General features: G+C 47.8%; 14 protein-coding genes. 5 read left to right on the top strand and 9 right to left on the bottom strand.

The window, feature by feature from the left end; translation table 11 throughout:
• Window positions 1-32: 32 nt before the first annotated feature.
• The 4 genes from CAP50_RS11240 to CAP50_RS11225 all read right to left on the bottom strand — a co-directional run bounded on the left by CAP50_RS11240 (window position 33) and on the right by CAP50_RS11225 (window position 3,415).
• Complete coding sequence (locus CAP50_RS11240) at window positions 33-239, bottom strand: DUF2905 domain-containing protein (RefSeq protein ID WP_075100375.1); 207 nt, start codon at window positions 237-239, stop codon at window positions 33-35.
• Window positions 240-295: 56 nt separating this feature from the next.
• Window positions 296-1,213, bottom strand: coding sequence for a histone deacetylase family protein (locus CAP50_RS11235; RefSeq protein ID WP_100750048.1), 918 nt, complete (start codon window positions 1,211-1,213; stop codon window positions 296-298).
• A gap of 119 nt (window positions 1,214-1,332) precedes the next feature.
• Window positions 1,333-2,145, bottom strand: coding sequence for a YbjN domain-containing protein (locus CAP50_RS11230; protein ID WP_100750047.1), 813 nt, complete (start codon window positions 2,143-2,145; stop codon window positions 1,333-1,335).
• Between the two features lie 142 nt (window positions 2,146-2,287).
• A complete protein-coding gene (locus CAP50_RS11225; RefSeq protein WP_241900753.1) occupies window positions 2,288-3,415 on the bottom strand; it encodes a hypothetical protein in 1,128 nt (375 codons plus the stop codon).
• A gap of 212 nt (window positions 3,416-3,627) precedes the next feature.
• Here CAP50_RS11225 and ccmA point away from each other — a divergent pair, with 212 nt between their 5' ends.
• From ccmA to ccmE, 5 genes are all read left to right on the top strand, one after another.
• The gene (gene ccmA / locus CAP50_RS11220) at window positions 3,628-4,257 is read left to right on the top strand and encodes a heme ABC exporter ATP-binding protein CcmA (protein WP_100750046.1); all 630 of its coding nucleotides are present in this window, start codon (window positions 3,628-3,630) and stop codon (window positions 4,255-4,257) included.
• 60 nt (window positions 4,258-4,317) lie between these two features.
• A complete protein-coding gene (locus CAP50_RS11215) occupies window positions 4,318-5,031 on the top strand; it encodes a heme exporter protein CcmB (protein WP_446737512.1) in 714 nt (237 codons plus the stop codon).
• Window positions 5,032-5,229: 198 nt separating this feature from the next.
• On the top strand, window positions 5,230-6,018 hold the full coding sequence (gene ccmC, locus CAP50_RS11210; RefSeq protein WP_100750045.1) for a heme ABC transporter permease CcmC: 789 nt from the start codon (window positions 5,230-5,232) through the stop codon (window positions 6,016-6,018).
• Between the two features lie 16 nt (window positions 6,019-6,034).
• Complete coding sequence (gene ccmD, locus CAP50_RS11205; protein WP_075100380.1) at window positions 6,035-6,247, top strand: heme exporter protein CcmD; 213 nt, start codon at window positions 6,035-6,037, stop codon at window positions 6,245-6,247.
• A gap of 392 nt (window positions 6,248-6,639) precedes the next feature.
• Window positions 6,640-7,140 carry a cytochrome c maturation protein CcmE gene (gene ccmE, locus CAP50_RS11200; protein WP_075100381.1) on the top strand — a complete coding sequence of 167 codons (501 nt, stop codon included), beginning with the start codon at window positions 6,640-6,642 and terminating at the stop codon, window positions 7,138-7,140.
• A gap of 256 nt (window positions 7,141-7,396) precedes the next feature.
• Here ccmE and CAP50_RS11195 read toward each other — a convergent pair whose 3' ends face one another.
• The 5 genes from CAP50_RS11195 to CAP50_RS11175 all read right to left on the bottom strand — a co-directional run bounded on the left by CAP50_RS11195 (window position 7,397) and on the right by CAP50_RS11175 (window position 13,933).
• Window positions 7,397-8,245 (bottom strand): aldo/keto reductase, encoded by an 849-nt coding sequence (locus CAP50_RS11195; RefSeq protein ID WP_100750044.1) that lies wholly within the window; start codon window positions 8,243-8,245, stop codon window positions 7,397-7,399.
• A gap of 511 nt (window positions 8,246-8,756) precedes the next feature.
• A complete protein-coding gene (locus CAP50_RS11190) occupies window positions 8,757-9,716 on the bottom strand; it encodes a MetQ/NlpA family ABC transporter substrate-binding protein (protein WP_100750043.1) in 960 nt (319 codons plus the stop codon).
• Between the two features lie 168 nt (window positions 9,717-9,884).
• Entirely contained in the window at window positions 9,885-10,571 is a 687-nt protein-coding gene (locus CAP50_RS11185; RefSeq protein WP_100750042.1) for a methionine ABC transporter permease, read from the bottom strand.
• Window positions 10,572-10,589: 18 nt separating this feature from the next.
• Window positions 10,590-11,360, bottom strand: a complete 771-nt coding sequence (locus CAP50_RS11180) for a methionine ABC transporter ATP-binding protein (RefSeq protein ID WP_172953126.1) — start codon at window positions 11,358-11,360, stop codon at window positions 10,590-10,592.
• A 287-nt stretch (window positions 11,361-11,647) separates the two neighbouring features.
• Window positions 11,648-13,933: a HAMP domain-containing sensor histidine kinase gene (locus tag CAP50_RS11175; protein ID WP_100750041.1), complete on the bottom strand. Its 2,286-nt coding sequence runs from the start codon at window positions 13,931-13,933 to the stop codon at window positions 11,648-11,650.
• Between the last annotated feature and the right edge of the window lie 61 nt (window positions 13,934-13,994).

Here is a 13,994-nt window from a genome sequence, read left to right as displayed (position 1 = left end):
AAGTAAGTTGACTATAGGGAGTGCTTTTCAGGTTAGCGATTGAATAAATTTAACACGATGGTTGCGATAACACTGATGACTATCATAGTGACCACTGGAAAATAAACCCGAGTATTGCCTGAGGTGTGCTTAATATCGCCTGGCAGATTACCTATCCAAGAAAATGCGCTAGGAAACAGCAGCCAAATAACCCCGATAATGACCAGTACAGCCCCTATAATAATCAATATCTTTGCCATATAAGCCTCGCTAATCTTATTTTACTCTTTTGTATCGACCATACATGCGCTGAACCTTAACCAGCCATTTCACCAAAATACAGCTGCTGGGCGATGCGAAAGGTATTGCAGTGCGCCTCGACCACATCTTCAATATCTTCTGAATAACCACCGCCCATGACGATAGCAACTGGAATGTTAGCGGCTTTCGCTTGCTGCAACACGTACTCATCGCGTGCCTTACAACCATCTTGCGTTAAGCCAAGTTTACCCAGCTTATCAGTTGCCAGCACATCGACCGCCGACTGATAAAAAATCATATCGGGTGCAACCTCACTGATCAAACGCGGCAAAGTGTCTTTTAATATCTGTAAATATTCTGCATCACCCGTATCGTTATCCAGCTCAATATCTAAGTCGGATATTTCTTTACGAAATGGATAGTTCTTAGCGCCGTGCATACTAAAGACAAAAACACGCGGCTCATCCGCCATGATACTGGCGTTGCCATTGCCTTGATGCACATCCAAATCCACGATTAAAATCTTTTGCGCCTGCCTGCGATTAAGCAGTAGATTACTGGCGATACACACATCATTAAACACGCAAAACCCCTCGCCATGATCGGCAAACGCATGATGGGTGCCGCCTGCGACATTCATCGCCACACCGTATTTCTGAGCATATAATGCACATTCATACGTGGCGTGAGCGATATGACGACCCCGATCAACCAAAGCCTCGGTCATCTCAAAACCGATAGGTCGCGCTTCTTTACGAGGTAGCGTTTGGGTTTTGAGCTTATGCCAGTAGTCCGCCGTATGCGTGGTTAAGATTTCTTCTTCTGTCAGACGTTTTGGCGCAAAAAAGTTATCATGGGTGATGGTGCCTTCTTCAAGCAAGCGCTCAGGAATCATGATGTACTTTTGCATAGGGAAGCGGTGCTTGTCAGGCACGCTATAACGAAACACGTCAGAATAGGCAATTTTTAGCATAGTGTTAAAGCATGTCTTTTTTGAAAAGTGTTTTTAAGGATAGATAAGTTTAAACGCTTTGAAAATAAGGGGTTAGTGAGGAATTGTAAAAGCTACGGATAGCCATCAGAATCAGTGGATTACTGAACATACTGAGTTGGCAAAAAGAAGGTGCGCGAATCTGCTTGTTGACGCAGCTCTGCCAGCAGTGTCTGGATGTCTTCGGCAGGGTATTGCTGATTGATCAAATCATAAAACAGCTCATGGGCGACTGTGGTCATGGCAATGACGCTTTGTAAGGCATGCTCGATGATATGGTCATTGATACCGACGGCTTCGACGTCGATAGCATATTTATAGCGTATCTCGCCATCGTTGATATCCATCTCTAGATTGCCAATCAGCATGTCATAGTTGATTTGGGTAATCAATAACATCGCCGCGCTTTGGTGACTCTCTGGAATCAAAAAAGGTAATATGCCATATACGGCCAGCAGTTTGTTTTCTGCTGGCACACGAAACAAATAGCCACAGCTTAGCTGCTTATGTTGCATCTTTAGCGACAAATGATGCGACTGCCGCTGATCGCCTTTGCTTGGGCGATAGTAGACATAGTGCCATTGTTTTTGCTCAAAGTATTGTTTTAAGCACTCGACAATATCGATATGAGTGTCGGTAGGATCGGGCGACTGATGAGCGCTATCTGACGTAGGTTGAGGAGGGGCGGTACCGACAGGCTTGCTGTCATTATCAGAGGCGTCTATATGGCTGTTTGAATTGCTGTCTAGACGGATGGCAGATCTGTCGCTAGATAACGGCCTGCCATTGAGCTCATCATCGATCGTGGTTTGCCGCAAGTCGTCATTATCGTCATCGACGACAGCAGGCGGCGCGGCCTCTGTCAGCAGCCGCTTGAGTCGTTGCCATAAGCTGAGTTTGTTACGTTGACTCATAAGATTGCCATGACCGATAGAGAAGTAAGGGCGTTACAGTAAAGGCAATACAGTAAAGATAATACCGTAAAGACAATAATGTCACTTTGCCGATGACCATACTGTTTGCTACGCCGCCCCTATCATCTACCGCGCTGGGTGATTAGCGGAGCTTATCGCCGTGCCCTACAAACGAAGCTTTGATAGTAGGCTGCGCATAAAAAGCTTGTAGCATCTCACGAATATGAGCGGTAAACCATGGACTGTCAAGCGCGTCTTGTATGATCGGTCGTAATGCTGTGCTCAGTGGTGAGGCAAGCGAGGTATCGATAGGTAGGCTTGCCGCCACTGCCGCAATGGTGTCTGACTGATGATTGCTGTACCACGTGTCGATGCTGGCTGCTACTAGACTGCGCAGATAGGGCGATAAACGCAAGCGGTTATAGCTTTGCTGAATGCTGGCTTCGATATGCTCGATACTGTTATTATCGGCCTCGTCATTTAGGTATGTCTGTATCTCGCTGATCGGTAGGTCTTTGATACGTGACCAGCCCATGACCAACAGCCGCGCGACCTCATCGTTAGACAAGTGCGTTTGAGCATTGGTCTCTGCGCGCTGCGTCAAGTCTTTAATGTTGCGGTGCAAATAAGTTTGCAGCTTCTCATCTAGGTTTTTATTGGTGGCTTTTTCAAATGAGCTACGGCCAAGCTTCATCAGTTTGCCCACGCCACCTGCTTTATCGAGCGTATTTTCCATAAAATCATTGATAGCGTGATAAAGCGTCTGGGTGAGTAGGTCAGCAAAGGTCTCGTTGCCGATGAGCGTATGAATAAGAGCGTTGCGCTGCTCGTCGTGACGGCCGATATAGCTAGCAAGGGTCTCGACCTGGGTGTCGTCTATCAGCTCAGAAAATGGGACATTGTCATTGATCGGATGGTAGATAACGGTATGCAGGATATCACGGATATCGGTGCGCATGACGTCGCTCATTGGCTGCTGTAATAAGCCGTCATTGATGAGGCGCTTTAAATCATCAGCCTGTAGGTACTGGCATAGTGGCTGCTCGCCAAACCACTGACATGCCTGCACACTCAAGGTATCCGCCTGTGCCCTAAGCCATTGCTGCATAAAGCCAACTTGTGCCTCGATGATACTATCAAGACTGAGAGGCGTGCCAGCGCTAGTGTTTGACTGGCTATTTGGCTGAGTGTTTGGCTGGACATCTGCTTTTTGCCTCTGAGAGAGGGCAGGGTGGGTTTCTAAACTAGGGTTATCTTGTGAAGTCGGCATAGGTTTTGAGGTCATAGTGATGGACAATTTGTTATACTGTGTGGCTGGGGTAATATCAACCCTAAAAAATACGATTGTCGGTGTCAGCCTTATTTATTTAGGGAGCGCGGACAAGTTTTTGTGAATGGTAAGCGCATCAACTATTATGTCACGAACGCGGTGTTTTGTTGTGATGAATATTGCTAACGCTTAATAAATAATGAGAGATGTGGATGACCGCTGTAGATGCTTCTTTACTTGCGCTCGCTGAGCTGACCGTCCAGCGCGGTGAGACTCCCCTATGCGAAAAGGTCGCGCTCACACTGTCTGCAGGGGATATCTGCCATCTCATCGGTGCCAATGGTACGGGTAAGACGACGCTACTGATGCAGCTGGCAGGACTACTGCCGGTGCTGACAGGTACCGTGCGCTACCAAGGTGCCGAGAGTCTACCTGTACAGCCGTTATATGTCTCGCATCAGCTGGGTATCCATCCCAATCTGACAGTCGCACAAAACTTGACGTTTTTGCTCAATCTATATGGTATTTCGCCAAGCACCGCTAACATTGATGCCGCTCTCACTTGGGTAGGATTACAAGGCTTTGAGACCGTAAGCTCAAGCCATCTATCCGCTGGACAAACGCGGCGCATTACTCTTGCCAGATTGTATTTATTGACGCCTGCGGTGACACCGTTATGGCTACTTGATGAGCCATTTACCGCGCTGGATGTCGATATGGTGGCACGAATGGAGGATAGGCTGTGCGACTTTGCCAGCGCGGGCGGCGCGATATTGATGACCAGTCATCAGGCAGTAGCTGTGGCCAATCAAGTGCTCGATTTGTCAGATTATATGGTATAAGGGCGATGAGTCTCAGTAAAAGGATGGATCATGACAGATAGCCCAGTACAGTCTGCACCAATGCAAGCAGCAAAGCCGCGCTCAAATACCTCCGACGGTACGCGCGGTATTAGCTTTGGGCAGCTCTGGCGACGCGAATGGCAGGTCAAGCAGCAAGGAGCGGTACAGTGGTTATATCCGCTCGTACTGTTTTTAGTGATTATTACCTTGTTTCCGCTGGCCGTCGGTAGTGAGCCTGCGCTGTTACAGCGTTTAGGCGTGTCTGCTGTGTGGATTGCCGCGCTCTTGTCACTGGTGATGGGGGTTGATGGGCTGTTTAAACCCGCGCTCGATAATGGCACGCTGGCGCAGTTGGTGGTTGCCAGAGCATCGCTACCGCTTTGGGTGCTCGTCCGCTTAGTCATACACTGGATCTTTAGTAGCGGTATTGTGGCGGTGCTCAGCTTATTGGCGGTGCCGCTATTTCAGCTTAGCTGGTTTGAGGCGTGGATATTGCTGGCCTCTATCGTCACTGGCAGTCCGATGCTGCTGATGCTCTCTGCCGTTGCCAGTAGTTTGACACTGTCATTAAAAAACGGTGCCGTGCTGGTGCCGCTGATAGCTTTGCCCATGCAGCTGCCGGTACTGATTTTTGCCACAGGGGCGGTGGATGTGTTTGCCACCGGTCTCAATGGTTTGCCGATACTAGCGCTGTTATTAGCTGGCAGCATCATCTCTGTGCTGGTGATGCCATGGGTGATTGCCGTGACCTTAAAGATGGCGTGGCTCAATTAAAAAAAACCTTTATATCAACAGCATGTTGAAAACGGGCAACTTTGCTATAATAGCCAATTAACGATACAAACAAGTCACTTGTAGATTCTATCCAGTGTTTAACGCCGGCAGGTTAGCGGATAGTAGCAATCATGATGTCGTAGCGCCCATGATGCCATATCTGTCAAACCACTATGCTGTGTAAATAGGTTTATCCCCATGCCCAACCTGAATAATGTCTCATCTCCTAGCCTGTGGCAGCGCATTTGGCAAGGCTTTTTGACCACTGTTGGTACCAAGCAGTTTTTTCGCATTTTTGCGCCTTGGGTCAAGTGGCTTGCCATACTTGCCAGTATTTGTCTTGCGATCGGTAGTGTCTGGGGGCTGGCATTTGCGCCGCCTGACTACTTACAAGGCAACAGCTATCGTATTATATTTATCCACGTACCGGCAGCCAGTCTGGCCATCTCCATCTATTTTGCCCTTGCAGTGTTGGGGGTTATCTTTTTGGTTTGGAAAATCAAGACGGCTAGTTTAGTGGCGCAAGCGCTCGCGCCGCTGGGGTTTTTGCTTTGTGTGATCAGCTTAATCACCGGCTCTATTTGGGCAAAACCCACTTGGGGGACGTATTGGGTCTGGGACGCGCGTTTGACCTCGATGCTGATTTTGGCGTTTTTGTACGCGGGCGTCATGGCGCTGTTTGCCGCCTTTGAGCATACCGCCAACCGCGGCAAAGCGGCAGCTATCTTGTCTATCGTCGGTGCGGTCAACCTGCCGATTATCAAATACTCGGTACAGTGGTGGAATACCTTGCACCAAGGCTCAACTTTTACCTTGACCGCCGCACCAAAAATGTCAGCCGATATGTGGATGCCGCTGCTGCTCATGGTCATCGGCAGTTATTTACTGGTGGCGACCTTGGCGATTTATCGCACCAATACTTTGATTTTGTACCGTGATCAAGGCAAGGCTTGGGTCAAAGAATATATTCGTGGACAAAACAAATAACGGCTAGGAGATGATGATGCAGCCTTATTTTTACAGCGTGTCTGAGTTTATCGCCATGGGTAAGCATGGCGTGTTTGTCTGGTCGTGTTGGGCGATTACCGTGGGTGTGGTGCTGGCTTTTATTTTTTATAGCAGAAGGCAGCGCCAAGCGCTGATTAAGCAGCTGACCATCCAGCAAGCGCGGCAAGCACAGCGTACCGCCAACACCTCCAATCCTACAACTAAGTAGTCAAAAAACCATCTGAATATCATCAATTTAGCCCGCAAGACTAGGGTGTCTATATCGTCATTATATGGCGATATGAAGGCTTGGGGGCTTATTGATTGATGCAAAAAATGCTACTATATAGCCACTAGAAAGTACGATTAGAAAAATATTTAAAAAAGGTTTTTCTAATGGTGGTTTCTTTAATATTTTCTGTTTTATAGGTTTATATGGCATTGGATATGACTGATATGGTCCGTTCAAAGTAAAATCGTTTTAGATTTAAACGCGCTACTGGTATAAATTTTACTTGCGTGCTGTTATCGTTCGATGCTCGCAACATTTATCCCAATGGCACTATATTATTTTTAGAATGGTTTGACTATAAGACAGTGACTCATCAATGAGGTAGTGGTATGAACGCAGTTCGTCGCAAAAAACTGATGTGGGTGATGTTTACGCTGGCAGGAGCCGCGATAGCCGTGGCGTTGGTCATCTATGCCATTGGGCAGCAGACTGACTACTATTTTGATGCAACGGCCATCGCCCAAGGGGAAGCGCCGCAAAATAAGCGTATCCGTGCAGGTGGTATGGTCGTCGCTGGCAGCGTGCAGCGAGCACCAAATGATCCGCTGAGTGTGGAGTTTGCGATTACCGATTTTGAATCGACGGTGCCTGTGACTTATCAAGGTATCTTGCCAGATTTGTTTGCTGAAAACTCAGGCGTGGTTGCCACAGGTAAAATGCAGGGCGAGACCTTTGTCGCAGGGGAAGTGCTGGCCAAGCATGACGAAAACTACATGCCGCCTGAGGTTGCCAAATCTATGAAAGAAAACAATCGCAATGGATTGACGCCGCCTTCTGAGCAGTACAATCCAGCAGAGCCAATCCATGAGACCCAAACGCTGCAGCAGTAGCATTCAAAAATAGCCACACTGACCGCAAAAGCGCCGCTAATATTTGATTAGCGGCGCTTTTTTATGTGGGTTTTGATAAAAACATTAGGGCGTGTCCTCATTTCAAAAATGGCGATAAAAGTGAGATAAATCGCCGGTAAACAAGGAAAATAGCGCAGATACTATCGAGATAGTAGTCAGCTATTTGACGCCGTTTGGTCAGATTTAGCCATTTTTAGCCCATTTAGATGGCTATCGATTGAATCGAGGATACGCCCTAGTCATCCCATTCAGGCGTATAGTCAGGATGCTCTATCTTACGGCCATCGCTACGGGCCAAGTTGCCAATTTTTTCTAACTCATCGGCGCTAAGCTGGACATCGATGGCATCCAAGTTGCCTTGTAGATGGTCGGGATTGGACGTCTTGGGAATGGCCACACGGTCTCTGTCCGATAATATCCAAGCCAGTGATATTTGTGCAGGTGTCACGCCATGCTTATCCGCAATCTCTTTGATGACCTCATTGTCAAACACATCACCGCGCGCCAGTGGCGAATAGGCTTCTAATAAAATATGATGGTTATTCAAAAAAGTCTGCAGGGTGTTTTGTTTGATAAACGGATGAAACTCTACTTGGTTGACGACAATAGGCACATCAGCGTGTTTTTTGGCTTCGATGATATGAGCGATATTAAAGTTAGAAACCCCAATATGACGCGTTAGCCCTTGTTTTTGTAGTTCACACAGCGCAGGAATGGTCTCAGACAATGGCACGCGATCATCGGGCCAATGCAGTAATAGCAGATCGACATAATCGGTATCTAGGTTTTCTAATGAGCGCTTAGCGGCTGCTATCAGCTTTTCTGGCTCAAACTTCATATCATCTGGGAAAATCTTGGTGGTCAAAAAGAACTTATCACGCGCCACGCCTGATTGCTTGATACCTTCTCCCACCTCTTTTTCATTGTCATAAGCTTGCGCGGTATCAATGTGCTCGTAGCCCATTTTTAACGCTTGGCCGACGACATCGATACAGTCTTGGCCTGTCGATTGCCAAGTACCTAGCCCTAGCACAGGAATATTGGCTTGGCCTGCGGTACGAATATTATAAGTTTTCTTGCTCATATTATTATCCTTATTATGTGTTGAGTGTGGTTCTATGGCTGTTTATATAAGTGTTCTTTATATAACTGTTCTCTAAACAAGTAATAACTAAATTCAGTGTCACTACTTATCAATGCCACTACCTATCAATGTCACTACCTGAGTGAGAAGCTTTTAAACCTGAATAAATAACAGTCGTATCATAGTGTTGATTGTAAAACTTGTCCTAACAGAACAACGCGGCAACCCAGCTACTATAGAAAAAAATAGAATAAAGTAAAAGGTCGGTTGACGCTTTCCTACAAAGGACAAACAGGCTGTAACGTCATTTTTATCCCTGTTTTTGAGGTGAAGACACGCTCTAAAGCTGTCTGACTTATGGATAAACGTTGTCAGTGTAATCACGAGAGTCAGAAAAGACAGTAGAGTTAAGGCGTAAGAAGCGTAGCGGACGGATGAGAGATAAGCAAAAAAAGCGCCCAATATCGATTGATATTGGACGCTTCTATAGACGCGGAAGCACGGTTATAAATTACTGCGCCGCTTCGGTCTCTACAGCCGCGTTTTCAGGGGCTTTGGTCGCGTCGGCGGTGTTTTCATCCCAGATTTTTGGGTATTTGTAGCCAGGGAATGTCTCATGCGCGTACTTTTTGAAGGCTTCTGAGTTATAGGCGTTGGTGACGTCTTCTACCCATTTTTTGCCAGTATCGGCAGACTTGATCGCTGACCAGTTGACATAAGCAAAGCTTGGCTCTTGAAACAGTGCTTCGGTCAATTTGATACCAGAGTCGGTGGCATAGTTACCATTAATCACTGCAAAATCAACTTCATCACGGGCACGTGGCAGCTGTGCGGCTTCTAATTCAATGATATTGATGTCGTATTTGCTGTTATCCGCGATATCAGTCTTTGAGGCTGTCAACGGATCGATATTGTCTTTTAGCGTGATCCAGCCAAGGTCGTCCATCATCACAAGGGCGCGCGCAAAGTTGCTTGGATCGTTTGGTGCTGAGACACTCATGCCTTTGTAGGCTTCATCAAGGCTGGTCTTTTTACCTGAATAAATACCAAGCGGGGCGGTCGGTACTTGGAATACCTCAACCAAATCTAGATTGTTTTCTTTTTTAAAGGTATCAAGATAAGGCTTATGCTGAAAGATATTGATATCCAAGTCGCCTTCAGCCAGCGCCAAGTTAGGACGCACATAGTCGGTAAATGCGATGAGCTCAACGTCATAACCTTGTTCTTCTAGCGCGCCTTTGACTTGGTTACGTACCATGTCGGCAAAGTCACCTTCAGTGGTACCGATGACGATTTTGCTGTGCTCAGGATCGATATCGCTGTCCGCCGTTTGGGCTGTGGTGTTTTCAGTCGCCGCTTCTTTGTTGGCTTCTGGCGCTGATGAGTTGTTACAGCCCACCAATACGAGCCCTGTCATACCAACGGTTGCAAAGGCAGTGGCCAACTGACGGCTGATATCTGTTAATTTCATAAAATTTCCTTATTCGTACATGGGATTGGGTTATGTGAGTCGCGCCTGAGCATTAAAAAAGCAACATTCTACATAGTAATGCTGCTTTTTATGATAAGAGCTAAGAGGATTCATTACTGCCAAAAATAAACCGAGTCGCTGGCAATGTCAAGTATTTGCCAAAGCGGCTTAACGTTTGTCTAGGCGGTTGGCCAGCCAGTTACCAGACGCTTGGATAGCGATGACCATAATCGATAGCATAATCACGATAAAAATCATCACCTCAGTTTGGTAACGATAATAACCATAACGAATGGCCAAATCGCCCAAACCGCCGCCGCCGATCATACCAGCCGCCGCAGAGTATGACAGCAAGCTGATACACAAGATAGTCACCGACAGCACCAGCCCTGAGCGCGCCTCGTTGAGCAAGACTTTGATAATAGTAAAGGGGCGAGCGCCCATCGACTCGGTGGCCTCGATGATACCGCGCGGGACTTCACGCAGGTTTTGCTCGACCAAACGGGCAAAATAAAACGAGCCGGCAATCGCAAGCACCAAGGAGGCGGCAATCGGTCCGATACCTGTACCGACGATGGCTTTAGTAAATGGACTCATCGCAATCATTAAAATCACAAACGGGAAGGCGCGCATAAAGTTGGTGATGCCGCCTAACACGCCATATAGTGTTTTATTTTGCAAAAACTGTCTATCGCTGGATAAGAATAAGAATATTCCAAATAGCCCACCGATCAAAATGGCAACCGCCGTTGAGATACCCAGCATGATAAAGGTATCAATAAACGCAGTCACAATCTCTTTACGCAGCGCAAACAGCTTGTCGATCGAGGCGGATAGTTCCGTACCAGTTAACATATTATTTCTCCTACCTCATTAGTCCTCAACGACTAAGCCTTGGCCAATCGGGGTGGTGGCCTGAATCAGACCATCTCTTACGTCTGCAACCTCAAGCAGCTTGCCTTGGTGTAATAAGGCGGCGCGGTCGCAAAGCCTGCGAATCACACTCATCTCGTGGGTGACGATGACGATGGTCACGCCTAGCTGCTCGTTGATATCACGCAGACAGGTGAGCAAGCTACGAGTTGTCGCAGGATCGAGGGCACTGGTCGGCTCATCGGCCAGTAGCACCTTTGGACTAGGCGCTATCGCGCGGGCGATACCAACGCGCTGCTTTTGGCCGCCTGAGAGCTGCGCTGGATAGTGACCGGCGCGATCAGTCAGATCGACAATCTCTAGGCAGTCCATGACACGCTGATGAATATCACGACGCGGATAGCCTGCGACCATCAGGTTAAAGGCTACGTTGTCAAAGACAGTGCGATTGGACATGAGGTTAAACTGCTGAAATATCATACCGATATTGTGGCGTGCCACTCGTAGGTCGCTGGCTGATAAGGTGGTCAAATCAGTGCCATCGATGATGACCTGACCTGAATCTGGACGCTCGAGCATATTGATCAGGCGTAACAAGGTGGATTTACCGGCACCTGAATAGCCCATTAGGCCAAAGATTTCACCTTGCTGGATGGACAGTGACGTCGGCTCGACAGCAGTAAACCAGTGGGGCTTGCCATCTTTGTCTTTGATTGAGCGGTCACTTAAAAAACTTTTGGTCACATCGTTTAAGACAATCATGTCATTCATGGAGGGCTCAAAATTCAATGGTTTTTTTAATGTCACAAACGCCTTGTTTTGCCTCTATCGTCATCTAAGAGGCAAAAAAACAACCGTTCATAACCCTATAATAAGGGGCGCTAATATAGCATATTATCGGGTACTTTGGATATGCGCATCCGCGACCCGCTTATGATGAATAGCGATTAGGCGGGGGAGGCGAGGAAAAGAGGCAGATAATAAGAGCAGTTTTTGACAAGAAGACTAGATAGGCGCACTTAATAGAAGGGTTTGCGCAAGCAAGATAAGAACACGTCTTAGCCATTTGGATGATAGTGCGGATTATGCTTGACTGGCAGTATGACCAAAAACCTTGTATGGCCATTGATGGTATCAGTGATGATACGGCCCTGATGCGCGGTGACGATTTGTGATACCAGTGATAACCCCAGCCCTGAGCCTTTGTTTTTTTGTTGCAAACGCACAAATGGGCTAAACACGTCTTCGCGCTTTTCTTCAGGGATGCCAGCTCCTTCGTCGATGACGGCCAGTACCGCGTATTTGGGCAGAGGGCGTTCAGGCTCTGTTTTGGTTTTTTTGAGATGCTTGGTAAACAAGCCTTCTTTGCGCGGCGCGTCCATAGCTTCCCCGTCAAGCTGCGTCGCGTTTTTGCTACTAATTTTTTGGTCTTTTGGCTTTTTGCTATCATCGCTAGTGGCTGAACCATCGGCGATGGCGCTTTTTTGGCTGTGGCCATTTTTTAGCGCATTGATACCTTTGCTCATCAGACTGTCTTTGGTTTTCTGTACTGTAAGGTCACTATCCGCCGCTGCCGCGTCAAGGAGAGGGGACTGGTTACTATCAGCCTGCACCGCGCTCTCAGGTACCGCACGCCAAGTGACTTTTTTGACTTTGTCCGAAAACTCAGAGGTAAAGCGCTGATAGTCTGTCATCACAGATAGCGATGCGCGCGCGTCTTTTGTTTTAAGAGCGGTATGGTCGTTGGCCGAAGCGAGAGCGTTATCATCCGTCTCCGTTGCAAGCGTGTCATCCACCCCTACTGCAGATGTCTTAATCTGATGCGTCTCGCTGCTTGGCGTTGCATCGTGGTTAGGACGATCAGCAGCGTTGTCGTTTGCCGTGTCGACCGCAGTATGAGTGGCATCAGCATTATCTGCTTCATTAACGACAGCGGCCTCGTCAACGAGCGTTTCGCCGTTTTTGTAGATAGGCGGTGCAGGCAGCGCTATGACCGTCTCTGTCATGTCTGCTTCATCTGCGGCGGTATCTGTGAGCGCGGTATCGTCACCTTGCGTTGATGCCGCCCGCCCATCCTCTCGGTTTGGTGCCGCGGTCTCATCATAGGAGTCAAAGTCTGAGCTATTATAATCGGCGAAACTACTGCAAATGAGGGTTTGCAGCAGATAGTCTGGGATGCTATCGGCCTCGTCAATGGTCTGTACGCCATATAGCAGTACGGTCACTGGCGGCACCCCATGTAGCATCGCATTGGTCAATAGATTGCGAATCAAATGGGTTAGCATAGAGGCCTGCCCATCGATGATGATGTGCTCGCCGATCAACGTCGCCTCAGGGTAATGTTGGCGCTCTTGATTGATGAGATCATATAGATCTAGGCGCTCTACTTGCTGCAACGCATGACCTGCATCCAAGCGGCTGACCAGCAAGATGCTTTCTACCAAGTCATTGAGCCCAGACAAATCGCGATTGATGGCTTGGGCGCGTTTATCAAACTTCTCTTTGGTATCAGAGGGCAGCGCGCCTGCCAGCATGTCCATCATCTCAATCTGCAAGCGAATACGCGTGATGGGTGTGCGCAGCTCATGAGAGGCGTGCGCCAGCAGTAAGTTATTGGCATCGACCAAATGTTCGATTTTTTGTGCTGCTTGGTTAAACCCGCGAGCCAAGGAAGCAATTTCATCATTACCGCGCGCATTGACTCGCACGGTAAAATCACCATCACCCAGCTGCGTCATCTGCTGGCTCATCTGATTGATACGCCACGTCATGGTGCGAGCAATAATCCACAAAACCCCTGCCATGATAAGCAGCAGCAATAAGGTGCCGGTAAATAGATTCAATGCTGCAGAAAGGGCTGGTTTTTTGGGCGGTAAACGCGATTCGTACAGCAGCGTATAGCCTGTGCTGCTATATACTTGTGCTTGCTGGGTCGTGGCGGTATCAGAAAAAGAAGGGAAAACGCGTGATAACAAAGATGGGGTAGGCGGCAGCTCTAATGGCAAATCGCTGTGGTCGGTTTGCATCAGCAAATGACCATCGCTATCATACAGACCCATCTTGGCCTGTAAAGACTCGTCAAAAATATCAAAGCTTTTTTTGACGACCGCCAGCATAAACCGCGACTGCAAACGGTTGTCTTTGCTAATGGCAGTATTTAGCTCATGCAAAAAAGGATCGATTTGCCCTAATATCTGAGTGGCCAATACCTCGGAGCGAATTCCCGCATCTTTATCATGTACCAGCTGGGTCAACAGCACCATCGCCACTGCAAATAAGATAAGCGCCAGCATCACACTGGCAAATAGCTTGGCAAATAAAGAGCGAAAACCCAAGTGCTGCATTAAACCATCTCTATTATCAGACGTTTATAACGATTCAAAACGGTGACTATATAGTCTACCG

This window comes from Psychrobacter sp. L7, from assembly GCF_002810365.1.
In the GTDB taxonomy this organism is placed as follows: Bacteria; Pseudomonadota; Gammaproteobacteria; order Pseudomonadales; family Moraxellaceae; genus Psychrobacter; species Psychrobacter celer.
Note: the sequence above shows the minus strand (reverse complement) of the source record. Positions and strands in the feature narration are given on the sequence as shown.

Coding starts and splice junctions, on each gene's coding strand:
- CAP50_RS11240 (WP_075100375.1), bottom strand. CDS start 239: ATGGCAAAGATATTGATTATTATAGGGGCTGTACTGGTCATTATCGGG.
- CAP50_RS11235 (WP_100750048.1), bottom strand. CDS start 1,213: ATGCTAAAAATTGCCTATTCTGACGTGTTTCGTTATAGCGTGCCTGAC.
- CAP50_RS11230 (WP_100750047.1), bottom strand. CDS start 2,145: ATGAGTCAACGTAACAAACTCAGCTTATGGCAACGACTCAAGCGGCTG.
- CAP50_RS11225 (WP_241900753.1), bottom strand. CDS start 3,415: ATGCCGACTTCACAAGATAACCCTAGTTTAGAAACCCACCCTGCCCTC.
- ccmA (WP_100750046.1), top strand. CDS start 3,628: ATGACCGCTGTAGATGCTTCTTTACTTGCGCTCGCTGAGCTGACCGTC.
- CAP50_RS11215 (WP_446737512.1), top strand. CDS start 4,318: ATGCAAGCAGCAAAGCCGCGCTCAAATACCTCCGACGGTACGCGCGGT.
- ccmC (WP_100750045.1), top strand. CDS start 5,230: ATGCCCAACCTGAATAATGTCTCATCTCCTAGCCTGTGGCAGCGCATT.
- ccmD (WP_075100380.1), top strand. CDS start 6,035: ATGCAGCCTTATTTTTACAGCGTGTCTGAGTTTATCGCCATGGGTAAG.
- ccmE (WP_075100381.1), top strand. CDS start 6,640: ATGAACGCAGTTCGTCGCAAAAAACTGATGTGGGTGATGTTTACGCTG.
- CAP50_RS11195 (WP_100750044.1), bottom strand. CDS start 8,245: ATGAGCAAGAAAACTTATAATATTCGTACCGCAGGCCAAGCCAATATT.
- CAP50_RS11190 (WP_100750043.1), bottom strand. CDS start 9,716: ATGAAATTAACAGATATCAGCCGTCAGTTGGCCACTGCCTTTGCAACC.
- CAP50_RS11185 (WP_100750042.1), bottom strand. CDS start 10,571: ATGTTAACTGGTACGGAACTATCCGCCTCGATCGACAAGCTGTTTGCG.
- CAP50_RS11180 (WP_172953126.1), bottom strand. CDS start 11,360: ATGAATGACATGATTGTCTTAAACGATGTGACCAAAAGTTTTTTAAGT.
- CAP50_RS11175 (WP_100750041.1), bottom strand. CDS start 13,933: ATGCAGCACTTGGGTTTTCGCTCTTTATTTGCCAAGCTATTTGCCAGT.